21 protein-coding genes are annotated in these 24,212 nt (G+C 62.5%); 10 read left to right on the plus strand and 11 right to left on the minus strand.

All coding sequences use genetic code 11. From position 1 onward, the window contains the following. Positions 1 to 25 precede the first annotated feature (25 nt). From LPA36_RS05140 to LPA36_RS05150, 3 genes are all read right to left on the minus strand, one after another. Positions 26 to 1,216: a branched-chain amino acid ABC transporter substrate-binding protein gene (locus LPA36_RS05140; protein ID WP_228875067.1), complete on the minus strand. Its 1,191-nt coding sequence runs from the start codon at positions 1,214 to 1,216 to the stop codon at positions 26 to 28. Between the two features lie 549 nt (positions 1,217 to 1,765). Then, positions 1,766 to 2,725: a 4-hydroxy-3-methylbut-2-enyl diphosphate reductase gene (ispH, locus tag LPA36_RS05145; protein ID WP_228875068.1), complete on the minus strand. Its 960-nt coding sequence runs from the start codon at positions 2,723 to 2,725 to the stop codon at positions 1,766 to 1,768. 2 nt (positions 2,726 to 2,727) lie between these two features. Then, the gene (locus tag LPA36_RS05150) at positions 2,728 to 3,183 is read right to left on the minus strand and encodes an FKBP-type peptidyl-prolyl cis-trans isomerase (protein WP_228875069.1); all 456 of its coding nucleotides are present in this window, start codon (positions 3,181 to 3,183) and stop codon (positions 2,728 to 2,730) included. 176 nt (positions 3,184 to 3,359) lie between these two features. Between LPA36_RS05150 and radC the strand changes: the two genes are divergently transcribed. From radC to nadB, 4 genes are all read left to right on the plus strand, one after another. Then, the gene (radC, locus tag LPA36_RS05155; RefSeq protein ID WP_407674234.1) at positions 3,360 to 4,100 is read left to right on the plus strand and encodes a RadC family protein; all 741 of its coding nucleotides are present in this window, start codon (positions 3,360 to 3,362) and stop codon (positions 4,098 to 4,100) included. Positions 4,101 to 4,339: 239 nt separating this feature from the next. After that, complete coding sequence (gene rpmB, locus LPA36_RS05160) at positions 4,340 to 4,573, plus strand: 50S ribosomal protein L28 (RefSeq protein WP_007586227.1); 234 nt, start codon at positions 4,340 to 4,342, stop codon at positions 4,571 to 4,573. Between the two features lie 10 nt (positions 4,574 to 4,583). Beyond that, positions 4,584 to 4,751, plus strand: coding sequence for a 50S ribosomal protein L33 (gene rpmG, locus LPA36_RS05165; protein WP_121281636.1), 168 nt, complete (start codon positions 4,584 to 4,586; stop codon positions 4,749 to 4,751). A gap of 231 nt (positions 4,752 to 4,982) precedes the next feature. Further along, entirely contained in the window at positions 4,983 to 6,581 is a 1,599-nt protein-coding gene (nadB, locus tag LPA36_RS05170) for an L-aspartate oxidase (RefSeq protein WP_228875071.1), read from the plus strand. Between the two features lie 56 nt (positions 6,582 to 6,637). Here nadB and nadC read toward each other — a convergent pair whose 3' ends face one another. The 6 genes from nadC to purN form a co-directional block, all read right to left on the minus strand. Beyond that, entirely contained in the window at positions 6,638 to 7,537 is a 900-nt protein-coding gene (gene nadC / locus LPA36_RS05175; RefSeq protein WP_228875617.1) for a carboxylating nicotinate-nucleotide diphosphorylase, read from the minus strand. Continuing rightward, on the minus strand, positions 7,537 to 8,673 hold the full coding sequence (gene nadA / locus LPA36_RS05180) for a quinolinate synthase NadA (RefSeq protein WP_228875072.1): 1,137 nt from the start codon (positions 8,671 to 8,673) through the stop codon (positions 7,537 to 7,539). The genes nadC and nadA overlap by 1 nt, the downstream gene beginning before the upstream one ends. 134 nt (positions 8,674 to 8,807) lie before the next feature. Continuing rightward, positions 8,808 to 10,004, minus strand: coding sequence for a DesA family fatty acid desaturase (locus tag LPA36_RS05185; RefSeq protein WP_228875073.1), 1,197 nt, complete (start codon positions 10,002 to 10,004; stop codon positions 8,808 to 8,810). Positions 10,005 to 10,222: 218 nt separating this feature from the next. Then, positions 10,223 to 11,575: a mechanosensitive ion channel family protein gene (locus tag LPA36_RS05190; RefSeq protein WP_228875074.1), complete on the minus strand. Its 1,353-nt coding sequence runs from the start codon at positions 11,573 to 11,575 to the stop codon at positions 10,223 to 10,225. A 57-nt stretch (positions 11,576 to 11,632) separates the two neighbouring features. Continuing rightward, entirely contained in the window at positions 11,633 to 12,961 is a 1,329-nt protein-coding gene (locus LPA36_RS05195) for an RsmB/NOP family class I SAM-dependent RNA methyltransferase (RefSeq protein WP_228875075.1), read from the minus strand. Next, on the minus strand, positions 12,958 to 13,614 hold the full coding sequence (purN, locus tag LPA36_RS05200) for a phosphoribosylglycinamide formyltransferase (RefSeq protein WP_228875076.1): 657 nt from the start codon (positions 13,612 to 13,614) through the stop codon (positions 12,958 to 12,960). The genes LPA36_RS05195 and purN overlap by 4 nt, the downstream gene beginning before the upstream one ends. A 126-nt stretch (positions 13,615 to 13,740) precedes the next feature. Here purN and LPA36_RS05205 point away from each other — a divergent pair, with 126 nt between their 5' ends. The 6 genes from LPA36_RS05205 (at position 13,741) to dut (ending at position 21,033) form a co-directional block, all read left to right on the plus strand. Further along, a complete protein-coding gene (locus LPA36_RS05205) occupies positions 13,741 to 14,736 on the plus strand; it encodes a bifunctional riboflavin kinase/FAD synthetase (protein ID WP_228875077.1) in 996 nt (331 codons plus the stop codon). Positions 14,737 to 14,880: 144 nt separating this feature from the next. After that, positions 14,881 to 17,718, plus strand: coding sequence for an isoleucine--tRNA ligase (gene ileS, locus LPA36_RS05210; protein ID WP_228875078.1), 2,838 nt, complete (start codon positions 14,881 to 14,883; stop codon positions 17,716 to 17,718). Next, on the plus strand, positions 17,718 to 18,221 hold the full coding sequence (lspA, locus tag LPA36_RS05215; protein ID WP_228875079.1) for a signal peptidase II: 504 nt from the start codon (positions 17,718 to 17,720) through the stop codon (positions 18,219 to 18,221). The genes ileS and lspA overlap by 1 nt, the downstream gene beginning before the upstream one ends. Positions 18,222 to 18,293: 72 nt before the next feature. After that, on the plus strand, positions 18,294 to 19,508 hold the full coding sequence (coaBC, locus tag LPA36_RS05220) for a bifunctional phosphopantothenoylcysteine decarboxylase/phosphopantothenate--cysteine ligase CoaBC (protein ID WP_228875080.1): 1,215 nt from the start codon (positions 18,294 to 18,296) through the stop codon (positions 19,506 to 19,508). Between the two features lie 49 nt (positions 19,509 to 19,557). Next, on the plus strand, positions 19,558 to 20,559 hold the full coding sequence (locus tag LPA36_RS05225) for an LLM class flavin-dependent oxidoreductase (protein ID WP_228875081.1): 1,002 nt from the start codon (positions 19,558 to 19,560) through the stop codon (positions 20,557 to 20,559). A 27-nt stretch (positions 20,560 to 20,586) separates the two neighbouring features. Next, positions 20,587 to 21,033 carry a dUTP diphosphatase gene (gene dut, locus LPA36_RS05230; protein ID WP_228875082.1) on the plus strand — a complete coding sequence of 149 codons (447 nt, stop codon included), beginning with the start codon at positions 20,587 to 20,589 and terminating at the stop codon, positions 21,031 to 21,033. A gap of 95 nt (positions 21,034 to 21,128) precedes the next feature. Here dut and clpA read toward each other — a convergent pair whose 3' ends face one another. Both clpA and clpS read right to left on the minus strand, forming a co-directional pair. After that, on the minus strand, positions 21,129 to 23,426 hold the full coding sequence (clpA, locus tag LPA36_RS05235) for an ATP-dependent Clp protease ATP-binding subunit ClpA (RefSeq protein ID WP_228875083.1): 2,298 nt from the start codon (positions 23,424 to 23,426) through the stop codon (positions 21,129 to 21,131). Next, positions 23,423 to 23,737, minus strand: a complete 315-nt coding sequence (gene clpS / locus LPA36_RS05240) for an ATP-dependent Clp protease adapter ClpS (RefSeq protein WP_228875618.1) — start codon at positions 23,735 to 23,737, stop codon at positions 23,423 to 23,425. Before clpS ends, clpA begins: the two co-directional genes overlap by 4 nt. Positions 23,738 to 24,212: the final 475 nt, after the last annotated feature.

Genomic DNA, 24,212 nt, shown 5'->3' on the forward strand with positions numbered 1-24,212 from the left:
GCCGTCAGGCCAGACTATCCCGTCATCACATCTTTACGACGTCGAGAACTGCTTTCTTGCCGTCCTTGAAGTCGTACAGCGTAATGGCGCCCTCTTTCAAATCACCCTTGTCGTCGAATGCGATGTGGCCAATTACACCGTTGTAATCGGTAGAGGGCATCGCAGCCAGCACCTTGGGCGCGTCGATCGAATTGGCGCGCTTCATTGCATCGACGATCACGTATACAGCGTCATACGTGAACGGTGCGTAAATCTGCACCGGTGTGTGGAAACGGTCGTCGTACTTCTTTTCGAAGTCCGCTCCCTTGTCCATCTTCGAAAGCGCCAGTCCCGCTTCCGAACAGACCAGGTTCTGCACGGCGGCTCCCGCCAGCTCCCCTACCTTGTCGGTACACACACCGTCGCCGCCAAGGATTTTTGCCCGGATTCCGAGCGCCGCCGCCTGCTTCGTGAACGGCCCGCCCGTTGCGTCCATGCCGCCGTACATGATCACGTCCGGCTGAACACTCTTGATCTTCGTGAGAATGGCCCGGAAATCCGTAGCCTTGTCGGTCGTCGCCTCACGCGCCACGACCTTTGCACCGCTTGCCTCGACCGTCTTCGCGAACTCGTCGGCGAGACCCTTGCCGTAGGCCGTCGCGTCGTCCACTACGGCGATGCGCTTCGCATGAAGCGCGCCGGTCGCATAGTTGGCGAGCGCCGGGCCCTGCTGGGCGTCGGTCGCGACGACGCGATACGTCGTCTTGAAACCTTGCTGCGTATACGACGGATTCGTCGAGGACGGCGAAATCTGCACGATCCCCGCGTCGCTATAAATCTTCGATGCCGGAATCGACACGCCTGAATTCAGGTGACCGACCACACCCACCACATGGTCATCGACCAGTTTCTGCGCGACCTGCGTGCCCGTTTTCGGGTCGGCGGCGTCGTCCTGCGCGTCGAGTTCGAGCTGGATACGACGGCCGTCGATGGTCAGACCCTGCGCGTTGATCTCTTCGACGGCGAGGCGCGCGCCGTTCTCATTGTCCTTGCCGAGGTGCGCAATGCCCCCCGTCAACGGCGCGGCATGACCGATCCGGACGACTGTCGCGTTGCTGGCCGGCGCAGCCGCTGCCGGAGCACCGTTGCCCGCCTCACCATCACTCTTCTTGCTGCACGCGGCCAGCAGCGCAACCGCGGCCGCGATGGTCACGGCGTGAGCAAACTTGACTCGCATTAAACAGGTCTCCTGCGCCTTGCAAAATCCGATGTCTCAAGACCCTCTGGCCCTGAGAACGCGCGCATTGTAACTCCAATTATGCGATAGGCAATATTGTTGAACCGGCAGGGTTTTCCTGCATTGCAACCGTATATTGAGATCAATCCCGGTGAATCGGCGCAACCTGGTTGCGCTCGTTATACGTGCATCAGTTGCACCACCATCGCCGCCCCGGGCATCAAGTGTTGCAGCAATCTTTTCTGACGCCCGATGGGAGCGCCCTTCTCCTGATTGTGTGATTTACCTGTAAGGCAATTGCTGATGCACTTTTTTGGTGCGAATAATCTGACGTTTTATTGAGTCTGCGGGAAATAAAGGGGCTCGATCAATAAAAGGAGTTAAAAAATTTATCGAAAATTATGCGCAAATTTGAGTGCGAGCGCACTGGAAGACGCCATTTCACACGATGTGGCACTTATTCAAGGTGCGCGGCAGACACGCGACGGACGAAAAAAAACGCGCCCAGGCGGGCGCGTCTCCTATGCGTGCTGCCGTCTGAAAATCGCGTCAGGCGGGCAGCCCCAACCCGCGCGGCAACGGAAACGCGATGTTTTCCTCGATGCCTTCGAGTGCGCGCACGTTGCGCACGCCCAGTTCATGCAGACGGGCGATGACAGCCTGCGCCAGCGCCTCGGGCGCCGACGCGCCCGCGGTCACGCCAATGCGGCGCTTGCCTTCGATCCAGGCCGGGTCGATCTGCGTGGGCGAATCCACCATATAGGAAGGGATGCCGCGCTTTTCCGCGACTTCGCGCAACCGGTTCGAGTTCGAGCTGTTCGGGCTGCCGACCACGATCACCACATCGCACTGCGGCGCCATGAACTTGACCGCGTCCTGACGGTTCTGTGTCGCATAGCAGATGTCCTGCTTCTTCGGCTCTCGGATCGCCGGGTATTTCGCCTTCAACGCGGCGATGATTTCGGCTGCATCGTCGACCGACAGCGTGGTTTGCGTGACGAACGCAATACGTTCAGCATCCGGCAGCGTCAGTGCCTGCACGTCTTCGATGTCTTCGACGAGATGCATGCCTTCGCCGGCCTGCCCCATCGTGCCCTCGACTTCCGGATGGCCCTTGTGGCCGATCATCACGATGTCGAAGCCGTCGGCGCGCATCTTCGCGACTTCGATATGCACCTTGGTGACGAGCGGACAGGTTGCGTCGTACACGCGTAGCCCGCGCGATTCGGCTTCAGTGCGCACCGCCTTCGAGACGCCGTGTGCACTGAAGATCACCGTATTGCCGGCCGGCACTTCCTCGAGCTGCTCGATAAAGATTGCGCCTTTCTTGCGCAGATCCTCGACGACATAGGCGTTGTGGACAATTTCGTGACGCACGTAGATCGGCGAGCCATGCAGCTTGATAGCGCGTTCGACGATCTCGATCGCACGATCGACGCCTGCGCAAAACCCGCGCGGCTGCGCCAGCAGGATTTCGGCTTCGGCCAGAGTCGTATCCGTGATGCTCATGTTTACAGGATTCCGATGATTTTCACTTCGAACGCCAGCGGCTGGCCGGCGAGCGGGTGATTGAAATCGAACAGGGCGGACGTTTCGCCAACTTCCTTCAGCACGCCCGCGTAGCGTCCGCCGCCAGGTGCATTGAATTCGACGAGATCGCCGGGTGAAAAATCCTCGCCGATCATGCTGTTTTCGCGCAGCGTGGCAAGCGACACGCGCTGGATCAACTCCGGGTTGCGCGGCCCAAAGGCCTGGCCGGCCGCTAGCTGAAAGGTCGAATGGTGGCCGACCTTCAATCCCAGCAGAATATCTTCCAGTGGCGGCGCCAGCTGGCCGGCGCCCAGCAGCAGCGTGGCGGGCTTCTCGGTAAAGGTATTGATGATATCGGCGCCATCGGCGAGCGAAAGCCGGTAGTGAAGCGTGACGTGCGAACCCGGCTTCACTTCGGAAATGTCGATGATGCTCATGCAGTACTCGTTCGGTCGAAGCGCTGCGCGTGCGCCCGGGGCGCGATGCGCGCGGTGGCAACGGAAGTGCCGTGCGCAAAGGCTCTATTGTAAGCCACATATCCAGTCGCGGTGGCGCGCTTCCCCGCGCGCCTGCGCCAGTCGCATAGCGGCAACCTTTCGTGAAGGACGAGATCATGCATGACACCGATTGCCCCGCGCTGCCCGACGACATCGCGATCGACACTTTACGCGGCTCACCCGGGCGTTGCCGCGACTGGCCGGCGCACGACATGCCCCGGGAACGTCTTCTGGAAGCAGGCCCCGGCGCGCTATCCGATACGGAACTGATTGTGCTGATGCTCGGCTCCGGGCTCCCTGGCCACAACGTTTTCGACGTGGCGCGGGCGCTCCTCGCCCGCTTCGGCTCGATACGGGCGATGCTCGACGCCACACCCGACGATTTCGACGGGCTGCGCGGCATCGGCCCGGCGCGGACAGCGCAGCTGCTCGCCATCGTCGAAATGGCGCGCCGCGGGCTGGCGGAAAAGATGCGCGAGCGGCCGCTGATCGATTCACCCGGGGCGGTCGAGGATTACCTGCGCCTCCTGATCGGCGCGCGCCCGTACGAAGTGTTCGTTTGCCTCTTCCTGGACGCGCGACACCGGCTGATCCGCTCTGAGGAGAACTCGCGCGGCACGCTCACCCGCATGGCGGTCTATCCGCGAGAAATTGTGCGGCGGGCGCTGATTTTGAATGCGGCGAGCCTGATCGTGGCGCATAATCACCCGTCCGGCGCCGTCAACCCGAGCGCCAGCGACCGCCGCCTCACACGGGTGCTACGCAACACGCTGGCTCTCGTCGACGTGCAACTGATCGATCACCTCGTGATCGGCGCGCACGAAACGTTCTCGTTCGCCCGCGCCGGGTGGGCCTGAGGGCCAGTTTGCGACGCGCCTCAGGCGTCGCGGACAGGCATCACGCCCCTTCGCCAGACGCAAATAACGTTTGATTTATCGGGTTTTTTCCTGCTAGAATCACGGTTTGCCTGTTTCCAACCCTGTTCCGAAGCCACCAAGGCCTTCAGGGAAATATTGAACGATCTCAAGCATCGCTCTTCTTTCCTGGATTCTTTCACGGCGTTCGAACTCAGAATTAGCGTATTAGGAGTGCTCTCATGGCACGCGTATGCCAAGTAACTGGGAAAGCGCCGATGAGCGGCAACAACGTTTCCCACGCGAACAACAAGACCAAGCGTCGTTTTCTCCCGAATCTGCAAAACCGCCGTTTCTGGGTCGAAAGCGAAAACCGTTGGGTGCGTCTGCGCGTCTCGAACGCCGGTCTGCGCCTGATTGACAAGAACGGTATCGACACCGTGCTCGCAGATCTGCGCGCACGCGGCGAAGCCTAAGGAGTAGATCATGGCAAAGGGCGCACGCGACAAAATCAAGCTGGAATCGACCGCTGGTACGGGTCACTTCTACACCACCACGAAGAACAAGCGCAACATGCCGGAAAAGATGGCGATCATGAAGTTCGATCCCGTCGTCCGCAAGCACGTTGAGTACAAGGAAACCAAGATCAAGTAATCTTGATTTCCGTTGTTCGACGAAAAGTTTGACGACAAAAAGCCCCGCATTCGTGCGGGGCTTTTTGTTTTTCGCGGCCCGGGTTCGGCCCCGCCCTGCCGCGATCTTCATTAGCTTTCCGGCCAGGTTTCGCTCCTGTCACGAGCGCGGTATCCTCTACGGCCTGATCGACGTACACAGTGCGTCCAGTTAATAGAAGCCAGAGACAGAGAAACACGGAGAGGCAGGGACATGAATTTCGATGTAGCGATTGTCGGCAGCGGGCTGGCCGGTTTGAGCGTCGCGCTGAATCTGGCGGAGACGCGGCGCGTTGCGGTCATCGCCAAACGCTCGATGACCGAGGGAGCCAGCGACTGGGCGCAAGGCGGCATCGCCGCAGTGCTCGATTCTGCGGATAGCATCGAGAATCACGTCAGCGACACGCTGATTGCCGGCGGCGGCCTGTGCGACGAAGCGGCTACGCGACATATCGTCGAACACGGGCGCGCCGCCATCGAGTGGCTGATTGCCCAGGGCGTGCCGTTCACCAAAGACGACGCAGCGGAACTGGGCTTTCACCTCACGCGCGAAGGCGGCCATAGTCATCGTCGCATCATTCACGCCGCCGATGCCACCGGCCACGCGGTCGTCACGACCCTCAGCGAACGCTTGCGCCTCCATCCGAACATCACGCTGTTCGAAGACCATTGCGCGATCGACCTGATCACATCGGACCGGCTCGGCCTGCCCGGCCGGCGCTGTCACGGCCTCTATGCCCTCGATATCGCCAGTGGTCGCACTGTGACCATTGAGGCGCCCCACACGGTCCTCGCGACGGGCGGCGCAGGCAAGGTCTACCTGTACACAACGAACCCCGACACGGCGACGGGAGACGGCACAGCGATGGCCTGGCGCGCGGGATGCCGCGTGTCGAACATGGAATTCATCCAGTTCCACCCTACGTGCCTTTTCCATCCGTACGCGAAATCATTTCTGATATCCGAGGCCGTGCGCGGCGAAGGCGGCGTCCTGAGGTTGCCCGACGGCACCCGTTTCATGCCGAATCACGATCCGCGCGCCGAGCTCGCGCCACGCGATATCGTCGCGCGTGCGATCGACTTCGAAATCAAGAAGCGCGGCATCGATTGCGTCTATCTCGACATCAGCCATCAGCCGGCCGCGTTCCTGCAGGAACACTTTCCGACCATCCTCGCGCGATGCCTCGAGTTCGGCATCGACATCACGAAAGAACCCATTCCGGTTGTGCCCGCGGCACACTACACCTGTGGCGGCGTCGTCACTGACCTCGCCGGGCGCACCGATCTGGCGGGCCTGTACGCGGTCGGCGAGACGTCCTGTACGGGTCTGCATGGCGCGAACCGGCTTGCGAGCAATTCATTGCTGGAATGCCTCGTTGTGGGCAGGTCCGCGGCCGCTGCCATCGAGGAAGAAGGATTTGGCGCAGCCGTCTATGCGCCATTGCCTGACTGGGACGAGAGCCGTGTGTCCGATCCCGACGAGGAAGTAGTCGTCGCGCATAACTGGGACGAACTGCGCCGACTCATGTGGAACTACGTCGGCATCGTGCGCACCGACAAGCGACTCGCGCGCGCAAAGCATCGGCTTGCCCTGTTGCGCGACGAGATCCACGAGTACTACGCGAACTTCAAGGTCAGTCGCGACCTTCTGGAGTTACGCAATCTGGTCGACGTGGCTTCGTTGATCGTCGAAAGCGCCCGCTCGCGCCGCGAAAGCCGCGGCCTGCATTTCAGCCGCGACTGGCCGGCGGCTCTGCCGAAAGCGCTCCCGACCGTGCTTTCACCGGAACGCGTGCCCAACCGTACGATCTGAGGCGCAAAAAAACCCGCATCACTGCGGGTTTTTTGCCATGCCGAACCGCGCTGCGATCAGATCAATCGCATCGAATAGTCCGTCGCGCGCACGTCCTTCGTGAGGGCACCAATCGATATACGATCGACGCCCGTTTCAGCGATCGTCCGTACCGTGTCGAAGTTCACGCCGCCCGACACTTCCAGCACCGCCCTTCCAGCCGTGACACGAACGGCATCGCGCATCGCGTCAAACGTGAAGTTGTCGAGCAGGATCGACTGCGCGCGATGGGCGAGCGCGGTCTCGAGCTGCGCAAGTGTCTCGACTTCGATCTGAATCGACACACCCGCGTTGAGCGCCAGCGCCGCATCCATCGCCGCCCCAACGCCGGCAGCGGCCGCGATGTGATTTTCCTTGATGAGAATGCCGTCGTATAACGCGATCCGCTGATTGACGCCGCCCCCGACGCGCACTGCATATTTCTGCGCAAGCCGCAGGCCCGGCAACGTCTTGCGCGTGTCGAGAATGCGCGCCTGTGTATGCGCGATCGCGTCGACGTAGCGCCGCGTCGTGGTGGCCACGCCCGACAGCAGTTGCAGGAAGTTCATCGCATTACGCTCGGCGGTCAGCAGTGCGCGTGCCGGGCCGCGCATTTCGCACACCGTGGTGTCAGCCGTCATGCGCTCGCCTTCGCGATAACGCCACTTCACCTCAATCCGCGGATCGAGGCGACGCATGACTTCATCGAACCACGACACGCCGCACAACACGGCTTCTTCTCGCACGATGATCCGTGCGTCGCGGAGCTCGTCCGCGGGCACCAGCAGACCGGTGAGGTCACCGCTGCCGATATCCTCGGCAAGTGCGTCCGCAACGTTGCGGGCAATCGCCGCGTCGAAGGCGTCGCCGTATTGCGCGCGGATTTCAACGTAGAGCGGAGAGACCGCTTCCGTGCGGACAACTTCGGACGCCCCCATCATGCCGCCCCCACGTTCTTGAACAACGTCGTATCCCGTGCGAGATCGCCGCTCGCCTGGACGCGCTTCTTGTGTTCCGCGGCGAATGCGAGCATCCGGTCGATCGGCAGACGCGCGCGCTCACCAATCGCGCGATCGACGAAAATTTCGTTGTGTCCGTGCTCCAGCACGCCGGCAAGATTGCCGAGGCCGTTCATCGCCATCCACGGGCAGTGTGCGCAACTCTTGCACGTGGCACTGTTGCCGGCAGTCGGCGCTTCGATGAACGTCTTGCCGGGCGCGGCCAGACGCATCTTGTGAAGAATCCCGAGATCGGTTGCGACAATGAAGTGCGTTGCGTCGAGACGCTGGGCGGCGTCGATCAACTGCGTCGTCGAGCCGACGACATCGGCCTGCGCGACCACGCCTTCCGGCGATTCCGGATGCACCAGCACCTTCGCACCGGGATATTCCGCACGCAGCAGATCGAGTTCGATGCCCTTGAATTCATCGTGCACGAGACACGAGCCCTGCCACAACAGCATGTCGGCACCCGTCTTCTTCTGAATGTAGCCGCCGAGGTGGCGATCGGGAGCCCAGATGATCTTCTCGCCGCGCGCGTGAAGATCGGCGACGATCTCGAGCCCGATCGACGAAGTCACCATCCAGTCCGCGCGCGCCTTCACGGCCGCGCTGGTGTTCGCGTAGACAACGACGGTGCGATCCGGATGCGCATCGCAGAAGGCGGAGAACTCATCGACGGGGCAGCCGAGGTCGAGCGAACAGGTCGCGTCGAGATCCGGCATCAGAATGCGTTTGTCCGGACTCAGAATCTTCGCCGTCTCGCCCATGAAACGCACGCCGGCCACAACCAGCGTCTGCGCCTCGTGATCGCGACCGAAACGCGCCATTTCCAGCGAATCGGCGACGCAGCCGCCCGTCTCGTCGGCCAGTTCCTGCAATTCGGCGTCCACGTAGTAATGCGCGACAAGCACCGCCTTCTCGCGTGCAAGGAGCGCGCGAATGCGCTCTTTCAACGCAACCTTTTCCTGCGCCGAGGGCACTTCGGGCACCTTCGCCCACGCCTGACCGACGCCGCACGTCAAACCCTGTGTCTGCGGCCGGTCGTATTCGACGCTCCTGATCGCCTGATTCATGATCTCCTCTCTACCCCTGCTGATCTGCGAGTACGCACTTTGCGCACCTTTTCCGCAGCCCAAAAAGCAAAACCCCGCCAACGCGGGGTTTTGTGACGTTCCCAAATTTTAAAGTATTTCGGGATTAGCCGGGATCAGGCATAACGACGAAGTCGCAGCGCAAATTCCTGCAGCGCCTTGATACCGCTTTGTTCGGCACGATGACACCAGTCCTGCAGCTGCACCAGCAACTGTTCGCGCGATGCGTTGGAGCGCTCCCACATCGCCGCAAGCTCGCTACGCAGTTCGATGTACGTGCGCAGTTTCTGGCTGTTTGCGAAAAGCTGCGGCAACTGACGCTTCTGCGGTTCGTCGAGGCCGTCTTCTTCCTTGTGGACCCACTTGCGTGCACCGCGCATCAATTGATACTTCTCGCGTGCCCCTACTTCTTTCAGGTGAGCCAGTTCCTGCCGATACGCGCGCTTGAGGGCCTTGCCGTAACGTGCCATCACTTCGTAGCGGTTCGCGAGCACAGCCTGCAGCGTGTCCTGATCGAGCACCAGCTTGCCCGACGTGAGACGCGGGGTCGGCGCGATCTTCTTCACCTTGGCCAGCCTGAACGCCGACATGATGCGGATATACATCCAGCCGATGTCGAACTCGTACCATTTGTTCGACAGCTTCGCCGACGTGGCATACGTGTGATGGTTGTTATGCAGTTCTTCGCCGCCGATCAGGATGCCCCACGGGAAGATGTTCGTGCTCGCATCCGACGAGTTGAAGTTACGGTAACCCCACCAGTGCGCCAGACCGTTCACGACGCCAGCCGCCCAGAACGGAATCCAGATCATTTGCACGGCCCACACGCTCAGGCCGACGATGCCGAACAACGCAACGTCGATCACCATCAACACACTGATGCCGAGGATCGGATACTTCGTGTAGACGTTGCGTTCGATCCAGTCGTTCGGCGTGCCGTGGCTGAACTTGCGCAGCGTTTCTTCGTTCTTCGCTTCAACGCGATACAGCTCCGCGCCTTCAAGCAGCACCTTCCAGATGCCGCGAGTCTGCGGGCTGTGCGGATCTTCTTCGGTCTCGCACTTCGCGTGATGCTTGCGGTGAATCGCAGCCCATTGCGCCGTCAGCATGCCTGTAGTCATCCACAGCCAGAAACGGAAAAAGTGACTGACGACAGGATGCAGATCCAGCGCACGATGCGCCTGGCAGCGATGCAGATAGACCGTCACGCCGACGATCGTGACGTGCGTCACCGCCAGCGTATAAAGCACGAGTTGCCACCACGAGAGGCGAAGCAGGCCGTGGGCAAGAAAGTCGAGCAGGGAATTCAACAAGTCAGTTTACCTGTGTGACGTGCGACATCCACCGAGAAGGCCGATGTCAAGAAAGTGAAAGCATGCATCAGGATTCGACGGCATTTTACTAGAACCGTTCCAAGTGTTTGTAACAAATGAGGATTTTTTTGTAGCAAGGCAAAAAATATGCATGCCGAAAGTCCAGATTCCAGGCAATTCGGGCAGTGAATCAGGGGCGGCAACACCGCCCCGCCATATCAGGCGCCGTTGTCCGCATTGTCTGCGGCTCGCCCGGTCAGAGTTACCGCCTGCGACAGCATGTCGCTGCCCCCAACGATCCGCACTTCGCGTTGCGCGAACGGGATGGAGATACCGTTGGCCGCGAAGAGCCGCCAGATATTCAGATTGATTGCCGAGCGCACGCCTGAAGTGCCCTGCGCGGCGTTCTCGATCCAGTATCCGAGTTCGAGGTTGACGCCATCCGGGCCGAAGCCGGTCAGGTACGGCGTCGGTGCCGGCTCCTGCAGCACGCGCGGTACGTCTTTGGCGGCTTCGGCGAGCAGCGCCATCGCCTGATCGAGATCAGACGTGTAGGCGATCTGCACTGCGGCCTTCGCATAACCGCGCGTCAGATAGGACGACTGGTTCTGCACGACGTCGGTGATGAGTTTCTCGTTCGGGATCAACGCTTCGATCCCGTCGAGTCCGCGCACGACCGTATAACGTGTGCGGATCTGCGTCACCATGCCCTGCAGGCCTGTCACGTTGATTGTGTCGCCGATGCGCAGCGACCGGTCGATCAGGATGATGAAGCCTGACACGTAATTGCTCGCAATCTTCTGCAGACCAAACCCCAGCCCGACACCGAGCGCGCCACCGAACACGCCGAGGACCGTTACGTCGATACCCACGAGCGACAGACTGATGAGGATCGCGGCCAACATCAGGAGCGCTCGTCCGACGCGCGCGAGCACGACCTTGAGGTTCGCATCGAGCGTGGTCGAGCGCGTCACGCGGTCTTCGAACGCCGAGCCGAGCCACATTGCCACCATCATCGTGACGCAGACCCACAGAAGGCCCGTCGACAGCGACAACAGCGTCATGTGCGCGTTCGCGACGCGGAATTTCACGCTGCCCATCCACGCGAGCACGCTGTCCTGGATGCCCATCACCGTCAGCACCATGCCGATCCAGACGACCACCGAGACAACCTTCTCGACGAGGAACAGCAGGCCGTGCGCCTCGCCGTCGGTGCTGAAGACGCGACGCGCGAAATAGAACGCGATGTAGATCAGGCTGATACCGAAGAGCGGCACGAGCGCGAGATCGAGCAGCGACGTGTGCATGAAATGCGCGGCGATCGTGCTCGCGAGCCACACGAACACGCCGCCGACGAGCGGAAAGAAGGCCTTGTTGAGGCTTTCCGCGCCGAAATGCAGCTTCTGGTAACGCGTCTGGCGCCGCAGGTCGAGCGTGCGGCGCAGGAGCCGCGAGACGATCCACGCAACGGCCAGCGTGGAGAGCAGGATCGCCGCCTGCCACAGGATCACCGGCTGACCCAGGTCGCGCACGATGTCGGCGGGCATGTGAGAGAAGAGATGTTCTTCCATGATTGTCCGTGCCCTTGCGGCGCCCGGCCGCGTGTGACGCGGCGGGCGCTCCCGGGGTTACTCCGTCGCGTCGGTGGCGTCGGTCGCTTCGACAGATGCGGGGGCAGCAGGTGCGGCAGCAGCAGCCGTCGCCCGGCGTTCCATCACGGCGGCAAAGAACCCGTCGGTCGCGTGCAGATGCGGCCAGAGAGACAGGTAGTCGCCCATCGGCAGATCGATACGCTGTTCGGCGAGCACCTCGCCGGCCGGGATCAGCACGAAGTCCGGATGATCGGCGAGGAACTGCTTCACGACCGCCTCGTTCTCGGCTTCGAGAATGCTGCACGTCGCGTACACGAGCCGGCCGCCCTTCTTCACGAGACGTGCCGCGCTCGCCAGAATCGACGCCTGCTTCGGCGCCAGTTCGGCGACCGACTCCGGCGACTGGCGCCACTTCAGGTCCGGATTGCGACGCAGCGTGCCAAGGCCGCTGCACGGCGCGTCCACCAGCACGCGGTCGATCTTGCCCGCGAGGCGCTTGATCTTCGCGTCGTGTTCACTGTCGATCAGCACCGGATTCACGTTCGACAGACCGCTGCGTGCAAGGCGCGGTTTCAGCTTCGCGAGACGCCGCTCCGAGATGTCGAACGCGTAAAGACGGCCCGTCGAGCGCATCGCGGCGCCGAGTGCGAGCGTCTTGCCGCCCGCGCCCGCGCAGAAGTCGACGATCATCTCGCCACGCTTCGGCGCGACGAGCGAACACAGCAGCTGGCTGCCCTCATCCTGCACTTCGACCCAGCCGTTCTGGAACGCATCGAGCTTCGTAAGCGGCGGCTTGCCGACCACGCGCACGCCGAACGGCGCGAACGGCGTACCGCCGGCTTCGATGCCGGCCGTGCCGAGCGCTTCGAGGAGGTCGTCGCGGCTCGCCTTGATCGGGTTGGCGCGCAGATCGAGCGGCGCCGGATAGTTCAGCGCCGCGGCGAGCTGCGCCAGTTCCGCGGGTTCGAAGCGCTTCGACAGCGCCTGATAGATCCAGTCGGGCAGATTCAGGCGAATCCGCAGCGGCAGGCTTTCCGGATCGATCTTCGAGACGTGCTCGAGCCACGTCGATTCGGCTTCGGAGACAAACGGCCTGATCGCCGAGCGCCCTGCCGTCTGCATCAGCCCAAGCAGCGCAAGACGCCGCGCCGGGCTGCCCGTGCCGCTTTCGGCCAGATGCGCGAACTCCATCCGGCGACGCAGTACCGCGAACACCGCTTCGGCGATCACACCGCGCTCGCTATGGCCGAGCTTCGGATGCGCGCGGAAAAAGCGGCTCGTGGCGGCGTCGGCGGGACCCGCGAACTTCAGAACGTCCGCAAGCAGTGTTTCAGTTTGTCCAATCAGAAAACCATGAAGCCTCATACGCCCTCCCCGGCGGTTTGACCGGCGAAGAGCCATTGGGGCTCTTCCGGCGGCGTAAGCGTGACGCGCAGCCCGTCGAGCGCAAGACGCCCTTCGACGAACCAGCGCACGGCACGCGGATAAATGACATGTTCGGCGGAAAGCACGCGCGCGGCCAGCGCCGTAGCGTCGTCGCCGGCCAGCACCGGCACGGCCGACTGGATCACGATCGGCCCATGATCCAGCTGCGACGTGACAAAATGCACAGACGCGCCGTGCAGGCGTACGCCTGCGTCGAGCGCCTGCTGATGGGTTTTCAGGCCGGCAAAGCTCGGCAACAGCGACGGATGCACGTTGAGCATCCGTCCAGCGTAATGGTCGACGAAACCCGGCGTGAGCACGCGCATGAAGCCGGCAAGCGCCAGCAGATCGGGCGAAAAGCGGTCGATTTCAGCAGCGAGCGCGGCGTCGAACGCCTCGCGGTCAGGAAACTGGCGGTGGTCGACGACCACCGTGGCAATGCCTTGCGACGCCGCGAAAGCAAGACCCGCGGCGTCTGGACGGTTGGCAATCACGGCGGCGACCTCGGCCGGCCAGCGCTCGCGCGAACAGGCGCGGACAATGGCTTCCATGTTGCTTCCCCGTCCGGAAATCAGGATGACGAGTTTTTTCATCCGCGGATTTTAACATTCAGGGGGCCTGCAAACCGGGCCGCGGCGCCGTGCTGAGCCCTGAGCGTTTATAATCGTGTGTTTTGCGGCATCTGGCCCACTCTACTCAAACTCGCCACACCCGCTATCGTGAGAGTCTTCCGCGGTCTTCCCAATGCTGAAAGCCGTGCGCCGTGCGCACTGACCATCGGCAACTTCGACGGTGTCCACCGCGGCCATCAGGCTTTGCTCGCGCACGTCCGCGCGGCCGCCGATGCGCGGGGCCTGCCCGTCTGCGTGATGACCTTCGAGCCGCACCCACGCGAATTCTTCAATCCGGCCGGCGCACCGCCGCGCATCGCGATGCTGCGCGACAAGCTCGAAGCGCTACGCATGAACGGTGTCGACCGGGTCGTCGTCGAGCATTTCAACCAGACATTTGCCGGCCAGTCACCGGATTCGTTCGTCGAGCGGATCATCGTGAACGGCCTGCACGCGCGCTGGGTGATGATTGGCGACGACTTCCGCTACGGCGCGAAGCGCGCCGGCGACTTCAATTCGCTGAAGGCGGCGGGCGAACAGCACGGCTTCGAAGTCGAGCAGATGGCGACCGTCGCCGATCCGTCGGGCGCGCGGATTTCCAGCTCCGGCGTGCGTGCGGCGCTGGTCGCGGGCGATCTCGATTCGGCACGTGCCGCGCTGGGCCGCGACTACCTGATCAGCGGCCACGTCGTGCACGGCATGAAGCTCGGCCGCGATCTCGGTTTTCCCACCCTGAACCTGCCGATTGCGCACAAGCGGCCGGCGCTCGCGGGCATTTTCGTGGTGCGCGTGCACGGCGTGGCGGACGAGCCGCTGCCGGGCGTCGCGAGCCTCGGGCTGCGTCCGACCGTCGACGATTCCGGCCGTGTGCTGCTCGAAGTGCACCTGCTCGACTGGCACGGCGACGCGTATGGCAAACTCGTGCGCGTCGAATTCCTGAAGAAGCTGCGCGACGAGGAAAAATACGTCGACCTCGAAACGCTGACCGCCGCAATCTCGCGCGACGTCGCGAACGCGCGCGCGTGGTTTGCCGCCGTCGGCGCGCATGCGCCGGGTAGCCGCTCGACCGGCTTCGCCACCTCGGCCACCGACCGAATTAGATAACCGCCGCGGTACGTGCGGCTGCAAGCGCAGCACGTACCCTCGCCGCGCGCAGCGGACAGCGCCAGTCGCCCACGCGACCAGCCTGCCTGATGCGCGCCACGCCCCGCGTACTCCGCGACACACAGCATTCACCGCGACCTGATCATGAGCAACAAGAAAGCCGATTCGAAACCGCAGTCCCGCTACCCGGTCAACCTGCTCGACACCCCGTTCCCGATGCGCGGCGACCTGCCGAAGCGCGAACCGCAATGGGTGAAGGAGTGGCAGGAACGCAAGATCTACGAAAAGATCCGCGCCGCCTCAAAGGGCCGCAAGAAGTTCATCCTGCACGACGGCCCGCCGTATGCGAACGGCGACATCCACCTCGGCCACGCGGTGAACAAGATCCTGAAGGACATGATCGTCAAGGCGCGCAATCTCGCGGGCTTCGACGCGGTCTATGTGCCGGGCTGGGATTGCCACGGCATGCCGATCGAAATCCAGATCGAAAAACAGTTCGGCAAGTCGCTTCCGGCCATCGAAGTGATGCAGAAGGCGCGCGCCTACGCGAGCGAGCAGATCGAAAAGCAGAAGGTCGGGTTCCGCCGTCTCGGTGTGCTCGGCGACTGGGACAATCCGTACAGGACGATGAACTTCGCGAATGAAGCCGGCGAAATCCGCGCGCTCGCGAAGATTATCGAAAAAGGCTACGTGTTCCGCGGCCTGAAGCCGGTGAACTGGTGCTTCGACTGCGGTTCGGCGCTAGCCGAAGCGGAAGTCGAATACAAGGACAAGACCGATCCGACGATCGACGTGCTGTTCAGCTTCGCCGAACCGGAAAAAACCGCGCAGGCGTTCGGCCTTGCGGCGCTGCCGCGCAGCGAAGGCGGCATCGTCATCTGGACCACGACGCCGTGGACGATTCCCGCCAACCAGGCGCTGAACGTCCATCCGGAGATCACGTACGCGCTCGTCGATACGCCGCGTGGCCTGCTGATTCTCGCTGAGGAGCGCGTCGAGGCGTGCCTGAAGCAATACGGTCTGGAAGGCCACGTGATCGCGACCGCACCGGGTGCGAACCTCGCGAACGTGCGTTTCCGTCATCCGCTCGCGTCCGCCCATCCGGACTATCGCCGCACGTCGCCGGTCTATCTCGGCGACTACGTGACGACCGAAACGGGTACGGGCATCGTGCACTCGTCGCCGGCGTACGGCGTGGAAGACTTCGTGTCGAGCAAGGCGCATGGCATGGCGGACTCCGACATCATCGGTCCGGTGATGGGCGATGGCCGCTACATCGAATCGCTCGCGCTCTTCGGCGGGCTGTCGATCTGGGCGGCGAATCCGAAGATCGTCGAGGCGCTCGAAGCAGCCGGGACGCTACTACGCACCGAAAAGTACACGCACAGCTACATGCATTGCTGGCGCCACAAGACGCCGATCATCTATCGCGCAACGTCACAGTGGTTTGCCGGGATGGACGTCAAGCCGAACGACACGGACAGGACGCTGCGCGAAACCGCGCTCGAAGGCATCGAAAACACCGCGTTTTATCCTTCGTGGGGCAAGCAGCGCCTCTTCAGCATGATCGCGAACCGCCCTGACTGGACGCTGTCGCGTCAACGTCAGTGGGGCGTGCCGATGGCGTTCTTCGTGCACAAGGAAACGGGCGAACTGCATCCGCGCACGCTGGAACTGCTCGAAGAAGTCGCGAAGCGCGTCGAGCAGGGCGGCATCGAAACGTGGCAGTCGCTCGATCCGCGCGAGCTGCTCGGCGACGACGCGAACCTGTACGAAAAGAACCGCGACACGCTCGACGTCTGGTTCGATTCGGGCACGACGCACTGGCATGTGCTGCGCGGCTCGCACAAGGACGAACTGCAGTTCCCGGCCGACCTGTATCTCGAAGGTTCGGACCAGCATCGCGGCTGGTTCCACTCGTCGCTGCTGACGGCTTCGATGCTCGACGGCCGTCCGCCGTACAACGCGCTCTTGACGCATGGCTTCACCGTCGACGGCGAAGGCCGCAAGATGAGCAAGTCGCTCGGCAACGGTATCGATCCGCACGAAGTGGCGAACCGTCTCGGCGCGGAAATCATCCGCCTGTGGATCGCCTCGACCGACTATTCGGGCGAACTCGCGATCTCCGAGGAAATCCTGAAGCGTGTGACGGAAGGCTATCGTCGCATCCGCAACACGCTGCGCTTCCTGCTCGCGAACCTGTCGGATTTCGACTTCGCGAAAGATGCGCGCCCGGTCGAAGACTGGCTCGAAATCGACCGTTACGCGGTTGCGATGGCGGCCGGCCTGCAGGCCGACGTGCTCGCGCACTACGAGAAGTACGAGTTCCACCCGGTCGTCGCGAAGCTGCAGACGTTCTGCTCCGAAGATCTCGGCGGTTTCTATCTCGACGTGCTGAAGGATCGCCTCTACACCACGGCCACCGACTCCGTCGCACGCCGTTCGGCACAGACGGCGCTGTATCACATCGCGCACGGTCTGCTGCGTCTGATGGCGCCGTTCCTGTCGTTCACCGCCGAAGAAGCCTGGAAGATCTTCCAGCCGTCGAACGAAACGATCTTCACGGAGACGTATCACACGTGGCCGGAAGTGCCGCAATCGGCGGCGCTCGTCGACAAGTGGACGCTGCTGCGCGAAGTGCGCGGCAGCGTGACGAAGGCGCTGGAAGAAGCGCGCGTCGCGAACCTGATCGGCTCGTCGCTGCAGGCGGAAGTCGAAATCCGCGCGAGCGGCGCGCGTTACGACGCACTGACGAGTCTCGGCGACGACCTCAAGTTCGTGCTGATCACGTCGGCTGCGACCGTCGTGAAGGTCGAGACCGTCGAGGAAGAAGGCGTCGAAGTCATCGCCTCGAAGTATCTGAAGTGCGAACGCTGCTGGCACTATCGCGCGGACGTCGGCGCGCATGCCGATCACCCGACGCTCTGTGGCCGGTGCTTCAGCAACCTCTTCGGCAGCGGCGAAGAAAGGAGCGCGGCATAATGGCCAGAACGATGTCGAAACCCGCCGGCGGGTCGTCGCTGGCGCCGTGGCTGGGCGTCGCGCTGATCGTCATCCTGTTCGACCAGCTGTCGAAGATCGCAATTGCGAAGGTGCTTGCGTACGGCCAGTCGGTCCCGCTGGCGCCGTTCTTCAATCTCGTGCTCGTGTACAACCGCGGCGCGGCGTTCAGCTTTCTCGCGGCGGCCGGCGGCTGGCAGCGCTGGGTGTTCACGGCGCTCGGCGTGATCGCGGCGCTGGTAATCTGCTATCTGCTGAAGCGCCACGGCAACCAGAAGATGTTCTGCACGGCGCTGGCACTCATTCTGGGCGGCGCGCTCGGTAACGTGATCGACCGGCTGGTCTACGGCCACGTGATCGACTTTCTCGATTTTCACGTGCGCGCATGGCACTGGCCGGCGTTCAATATCGCCGACAGCGCGATCACGATTGGCGCCGCCTTGCTCGTGTTCGATGAACTGCGGCGCGTGCGCGGCGCGCGCTGATCATCGGTATCCAGGCCGGCGCGACCTGCACCCAAAGGCGCGCCGGCCGTCATGCTTTGTCGGAGGCTCGCGTTGGCAACCGCAGAACTCGCTGGAAAACATCTCGTCCTCGGCATGACGGGCGGCATCGCCTGTTACAAGATCGCTGAACTCACGCGCCTCCTGACGAAGGCAGGCGCCACCGTGCAGGTCGCGATGACCGAAGCGGCCACGCAGTTCATCACGCCGGTCACGATGCAGGCGCTCTCCGGCCGGCCTGTCTACACGAGCCAGTGGGACACGCGCATCGACAACAACATGCCGCACATCGATCTGTCGCGCGAAGCTGACGCGATCGTGATCGCGCCGGCATCGACGGATTTCCTCGCGAAGCTCGCCCACGGCATGGCCGACGATCTGCTGTCCACGCTGTGCGTGGCGCGCGACTGTCCGCTCCTCGTCGTGCCGGCGATGAACCGCCAGATGTGGATGAATCCGGCGACGCAACGCAACGTTGCCCAGTTGCGCGCCGACGGCATCGAAGTGCTCGGCCCGGACTCGGGCGCGCAGGCGTGCGGCGAAACCGGCGACGGGCGCATGCTCGAACCCGAAGCCACCTACGAAGCGATCGCATCGTTTTTCACGCCAAAGATCCTCGCCGGCCGCCGCGTGCTGCTGACCGCGGGTCCGACGTTCGAACCGCTCGATCCGGTGCGCGGCATCACGAACCGTTCGAGCGGCAAGATGGGCTTCGCGCTTGCACGCGCCGCGCAGCAGGCGGGCGCGGAAGTCCATCTCGTCGCCGGTCCGGTTGCGCTGGAGACGCCATGGGGCGTGTATCGCGAGGACGTGCAGACCGCGCAGCAGATGCATGACGCGGTCATGCGCGCCGTGTCCGGTTACGACATCTTCATCGGCGTCGCTGCGGTAGCCGACTGGCGCATCGATCACGTCGCCGAACACAAGATCAAGAAGAATGCGGACAAGTCTTTGCCTGTGTTCACGTTCGTCGAGAATCCGGACATTCTGGCCTCGGTGGCGAAGCTGCCGCATCCGCCCTTTTGCATCGGCTTTGCGGCCGAGAGCGGAAATCTCGACGTACACGGTGAAGAAAAGCGCGTGCGCAAGAACGTGCCGTTGCTGATCGGCAATCTCGGCCCGCAGACCTTCGGCCTCGACGACAACGAAGTCGTTCTCTTCGAAGCCAAAGGCGCGACGAAACTGCCGCGCGCGGACAAGCAGACGCTCGCGCGCGCGCTGATCGCCGAAATCGCGAAGCGCCTGCCGGATACGCGCCTCATCTCGTAACTGACGTGACGCGGCGCGCGTTGTATTCATCCTGAACCGGAGCGGAACCATGACGCTACTTTCCGTGCTCGATCAAACCCCGGTCATCGACGGGCATTCGGTCGCGGACGCCGTGGCCGCTACCGTCGAACTCGCACAACTCGCCGACGACCTCGGCTACACGCGCTACTGGTGTGCCGAACATCACGGCCTGCGCGGCGTGTCGAACCCATGCCCGGAAGTCATGCTCGCGCGGCTCGGCAGCGTGACGAAACGCATCCGGCTCGGTTCGGGTGGCGTCATGCTGCCGTACTACAGTCCGTTCAAGCTCGCCGAACAGTTCCTGATGCTGGAGGCGCTCTTTCCGAGCCGGATCGATCTGGGCGTGGGACGCGCGCCGGGCGGCGACATGCGTACCGCGCAGGCGGTGGCCGCCGGCACGTATAACCGCGGCGATATTTTCCCGCAGCAGGTTGCCGATCTCGTCGGGCTGATGAACGGCACGCTGCCGCCGGAACACGTCGCGTACGGCGTGCTGCTGCAGCCGGCCGTCGAAACCCGTCCGCAGTTGTGGGTACTCGGCTCCAGCGACTTCGGCGGCATGCTGGCTGCGCAGCTGGGTCTGCGTTTTTCGTTTGCGCATTTCATCAACGCGCACTTCGGCCACCAGGTCGCGCAGGTATATCGCGAGCGCTTCACGGCCGGCAACGAAGCGAAGCCCTATCTTGCCGCCGCCGTCTTCGTGATCTGCGCGGATACCGAGCAGGAAGCCGCCGACCTCGAAAAAGCTGTCGACCTGCGGCGCGTGCAGATGGCATACGGTTTGAACGCGCCGATTCCGTCGATCGAACAGGGCGTCGCGCAGGAATACGGCGAGCGCGAACAGCTCGTGATCTCGCGAGAAAAGCCGCGAAGCATCATTGGCACGCCGGAAAGCGTCACGGCGCGAATGCTCGCCATCCAGGAACAGTTCCAGGCCGATGAGCTGATCGTCCTGACCGTCGCCGGCAGCTATCGCGCACGTCTTCGCTCTTATGAACTTCTTGCCGAAGCGTTCCAGCTGGCGCGCTGAGGTTTTTTTAATTCAACACGAACCTGCATGAAACTCGACCTGAAGATTCTCGACGCGCGCATGCGCGAGCAGTTGCCCGCCTACGCGACCACCGGCAGTGCGGGCCTCGACCTGCGCGCCTGTATCGATGAACCGTTGACGCTGAAGCCCGGCGAAACTGCCCTGGTGCCGACAGGCCTCGCGATTCACGTCGGCGATCCGGGTTATGCAGCGCTTATCCTGCCGCGCTCGGGTCTCGGTCACAAGCACGGCATCGTGCTCGGCAACCTGGTCGGCCTGATCGATTCGGATTACCAGGGGCAACTGATGATTTCGACGTGGAACCGTGGCCAGACCGAGTTCACGCTGAACCCGATGGAGCGCCTCGCGCAACTCGTGATCGTGCCGGTCGTGCAGGCCGAATTCAACATCGTGGACGACTTCGAAGAAAGCACGCGCGGTGCCGGCGGTTTCGGCAGCACGGGCAAGCACTGAACGCGTTCGCTTTTCGCACGCAAATGCAAAAAGCAGAACGGCGCGGGGTTTAACCCGCGCCGTTCTGCTTTTGAACTACACCTTAAGCCCAAGCGTTACTCGACTTCGATCGCTTCCGGATTCGGATTGCGCGGCGCCGGTGTTTCGTCGAAGGTCAACTGCACCTTGTCTTCAGCATCGACGTCGACCGTCACGCGACCACCGCTCATCAGCTTGCCGAACAGCAGTTCATCAGCCAGCGCACGACGGATCGTGTCCTGGATCAGACGCTGCATCGGACGTGCGCCCATCAGCGGATCGAAACCGTGCTTCGCGAGATGCGCGCGCAGCGCGTCGGTGAAGAGCGCGTCGACCTTCTTCTCGTGCAACTGGTCTTCGAGCTGCATCAGGAACTTGTCGACCACGCGCATGATGATTTCTTCATCGAGCGAGCGGAAGCTGATTGTCGCGTCCAGACGGTTACGGAACTCCGGCGTGAACATGCGCTTGATATCGACCATTTCGTCGCCGGTTTCGCGGCGCGTCGTGAAGCCGATCGTCGACTTGTTCATCGACTCAGCGCCCGCATTCGTCGTCATGATGATGATGACGTTGCGGAAGTCTGCCTTGCGGCCGTTGTTGTCCGTCAGCGTGCCGTGGTCCATCACCTGCAGCAGCACGTTGTAGATGTCCGGATGCGCCTTCTCGATTTCGTCGAGCAGCAACACGCAATGCGGCTTCTTCGTGACAGCTTCGGTCAAGAGACCACCCTGGTCGAAACCTACGTATCCCGGCGGCGCCCCGATCAGGCGGCTCACCGCGTGACGTTCCATGTATTCCGACATGTCGAAGCGGATCAGCTCGATGCCGAGCGTGAACGCGAGTTGCCGCGCCACTTCGGTCTTGCCGACGCCCGTCGGGCCGGAGAACAGGAACGCACCAATCGGTTTGTCCAGCTTGCCGAGACCGGCACGCGCCATCTTGATCGCGGCCGACAGCGCATCGATCGCCGGGTCTTGCCCGAACACGACGCTCTTCAGATCGCGATCGAGCGTCTGCAGCTTGCTGCGATCGTCCTGCGACACGCTTTGCGCCGGCACACGCGCGATCTTCGAGATGATTTCCTCGATCTCGCCCTTGCCGATCGTCTTTTTCTGCTTCGACTTCGGCAGGATGCGTTGTGCCGCGCCCGCTTCGTCGATTACGTCGATCGCCTTGTCCGGCAGATGACGATCCGTGATGAAGCGCGCCGACAGTTCAGCCGCCGCGTTCAGCGCGCCCGACGAATACTTCACGCCGTGGTGCTCTTCGAAACGCGACTTGAGGCCGCGCAGGATCGCCACGGTCTGCTCGACGGTCGGCTCGGTCACGTCGACCTTCTGGAAACGACGCGACAGTGCCGCGTCCTTTTCGAAGATGCCACGATATTCCGTGAACGTCGTCGCGCCGATGCACTTCAGCGTGCCCGACGAGAGCGCCGGCTTCAGCAGGTTCGACGCGTCCAGCGTGCCGCCCGACGCAGCGCCTGCGCCGATCAGCGTATGGATTTCGTCGATGAAGAGAATCGCGTGCGGACGTTCCTTCAGTTCCTTGAGAACCGTCTTCAGGCGTTGCTCGAAATCGCCGCGATACTTGGTGCCCGCGAGCAGCGCGCCCATGTCGAGCGAATACACCTGCGCATCCGCAAGAATGTCCGGCACTTCGCCGCGCGTGATGCGCCAGGCGAGACCTTCGGCGATCGCCGTCTTGCCGACGCCGGCCTCACCGACCAGCAGCGGATTGTTCTTGCGCCGACGGCACAGCACCTGCACCACGCGCTCGACTTCCGACTCGCGTCCGATCAGCGGATCGATGCGGCCGTCTTTCGCCATCTGGTTCAGGTTCTGCGTGAACTGTGCAAGCGGGGTTTCCTTCTGCGCAGCGGCTTCGTCGGACTCGGCGCTGGCGTCGCTCGCTTTCGCGGCGTCGGTGCTGTTCGTCTTCGCGATGCCGTGCGAGATGAAGTTCACCACGTCCAGACGCGTCACGCCCTGCTGCTGCAGGTAGTAGACCGCGTGCGAATCCTTCTCGCCGAAAATCGCGACGAGAACGTTCGCGCCGGTGACTTCCTTCTTGCCGTTCGATGTCGACTGAACATGCATGATTGCGCGCTGGATCACGCGCTGGAAGCCGAGTGTCGGCTGCGTATCGACGTCGTCCGTGCCTGGCACGGTCGGCGTGTTGTCGTGAATGAAGTTGCGCAGGTTCTGACGCAGGTCTTCGATATTGGCCGCGCATGCGCGCAACACTTCTGCTGCCGTCGGATTGTCCAACAGGGCCAGTAAAAGATGTTCGACCGTTATGAACTCGTGCCGCGCCTGGCGTGCTTCCATGAACGCCATGTGCAGGCTGACTTCCAGTTCCTGGGCAATCATGCTTCCTCCATCACACACTGCAGCGGATGCCCGGCCTGCCGTGCGTGGGTAACGACTTGCTCGACTTTGGTCGACGCGATGTCCCGCGTGTAGACCCCACAAACCCCCCGACCTTCGCGATGCACCTTCAACATCACCTGCGTTGCGGTCTCACGATCTTTATTGAAATACTCCTGCACGACCATCACGACGAATTCCATCGGCGTGAAGTCGTCATTCAGCAGCACCACCTTGTACATGGCCGGCGGTTTCAGCTTCTGTTCCTGCCGCTCCAGTACGGTGCCGTCCTGCTTGTCCGGGATAATCGCCATACATCCAATTCTAAACAACCCGGGCAGGCCCGCAATCCTGCCAAAACCCGACCGGCTGGTCGGCGATCGGTTCGCCACCGCCTGACCGTACAGCCTTGTCACGCGTGAGTTCTGCATCGAGCCGATTGCGGATCCGGCTCACGGGACTGACCTGAAACCCATCCCGAAAAACTGCAGTCGAAACGAGTATCGCACAACCCGCCAGATCAGGCTGGAGACGACCGCGATGCTCGTCTGGTCTGAACCTCATGTGAGTCGATTATGCGTCTTTTCAAGATGCGCCGCTTGCGCCACCGCACATAAGAAAAGAAGGAAAAACCCTGGAAATTGGGTCTTTACAACGTGTCTACGGCCGTCTCAAAATTTTCTTGACAGTCGAATTAAGAGCCTCAACAATCAAGCTGGCACTTTTTTCCACCCAGTCGGAATAACGGAAAAATGCCGTGGTGAGCTTGTAACGAGGAGCGACAGCAAC

The sequence above is a fragment of the Paraburkholderia saeva genome, from assembly GCF_907164555.1.
Lineage (GTDB): Bacteria > Pseudomonadota > Gammaproteobacteria > Burkholderiales > Burkholderiaceae > Paraburkholderia > Paraburkholderia saeva.

Coding starts and splice junctions, on each gene's coding strand:
- LPA36_RS05190 (WP_228875074.1), bottom strand. CDS start 11,575: ATGGAAGAACATCTCTTCTCTCACATGCCCGCCGACATCGTGCGCGAC.
- rpmB (WP_007586227.1), top strand. CDS start 4,340: ATGGCACGCGTATGCCAAGTAACTGGGAAAGCGCCGATGAGCGGCAAC.
- purN (WP_228875076.1), bottom strand. CDS start 13,614: ATGAAAAAACTCGTCATCCTGATTTCCGGACGGGGAAGCAACATGGAA.
- clpA (WP_228875083.1), bottom strand. CDS start 23,426: ATGATTGCCCAGGAACTGGAAGTCAGCCTGCACATGGCGTTCATGGAA.
- ispH (WP_228875068.1), bottom strand. CDS start 2,725: ATGAGCATCACGGATACGACTCTGGCCGAAGCCGAAATCCTGCTGGCG.
- LPA36_RS05150 (WP_228875069.1), bottom strand. CDS start 3,183: ATGAGCATCATCGACATTTCCGAAGTGAAGCCGGGTTCGCACGTCACG.
- clpS (WP_228875618.1), bottom strand. CDS start 23,737: ATGGCGATTATCCCGGACAAGCAGGACGGCACCGTACTGGAGCGGCAG.
- rpmG (WP_121281636.1), top strand. CDS start 4,584: ATGGCAAAGGGCGCACGCGACAAAATCAAGCTGGAATCGACCGCTGGT.
- LPA36_RS05225 (WP_228875081.1), top strand. CDS start 19,558: ATGACGCTACTTTCCGTGCTCGATCAAACCCCGGTCATCGACGGGCAT.
- radC (WP_407674234.1), top strand. CDS start 3,360: ATGCATGACACCGATTGCCCCGCGCTGCCCGACGACATCGCGATCGAC.
- lspA (WP_228875079.1), top strand. CDS start 17,718: ATGGCCAGAACGATGTCGAAACCCGCCGGCGGGTCGTCGCTGGCGCCG.
- nadB (WP_228875071.1), top strand. CDS start 4,983: ATGAATTTCGATGTAGCGATTGTCGGCAGCGGGCTGGCCGGTTTGAGC.
- ileS (WP_228875078.1), top strand. CDS start 14,881: ATGAGCAACAAGAAAGCCGATTCGAAACCGCAGTCCCGCTACCCGGTC.
- nadA (WP_228875072.1), bottom strand. CDS start 8,673: ATGAATCAGGCGATCAGGAGCGTCGAATACGACCGGCCGCAGACACAG.
- LPA36_RS05140 (WP_228875067.1), bottom strand. CDS start 1,216: ATGCGAGTCAAGTTTGCTCACGCCGTGACCATCGCGGCCGCGGTTGCG.
- LPA36_RS05195 (WP_228875075.1), bottom strand. CDS start 12,961: ATGAGGCTTCATGGTTTTCTGATTGGACAAACTGAAACACTGCTTGCG.
- dut (WP_228875082.1), top strand. CDS start 20,587: ATGAAACTCGACCTGAAGATTCTCGACGCGCGCATGCGCGAGCAGTTG.
- nadC (WP_228875617.1), bottom strand. CDS start 7,537: ATGGGGGCGTCCGAAGTTGTCCGCACGGAAGCGGTCTCTCCGCTCTAC.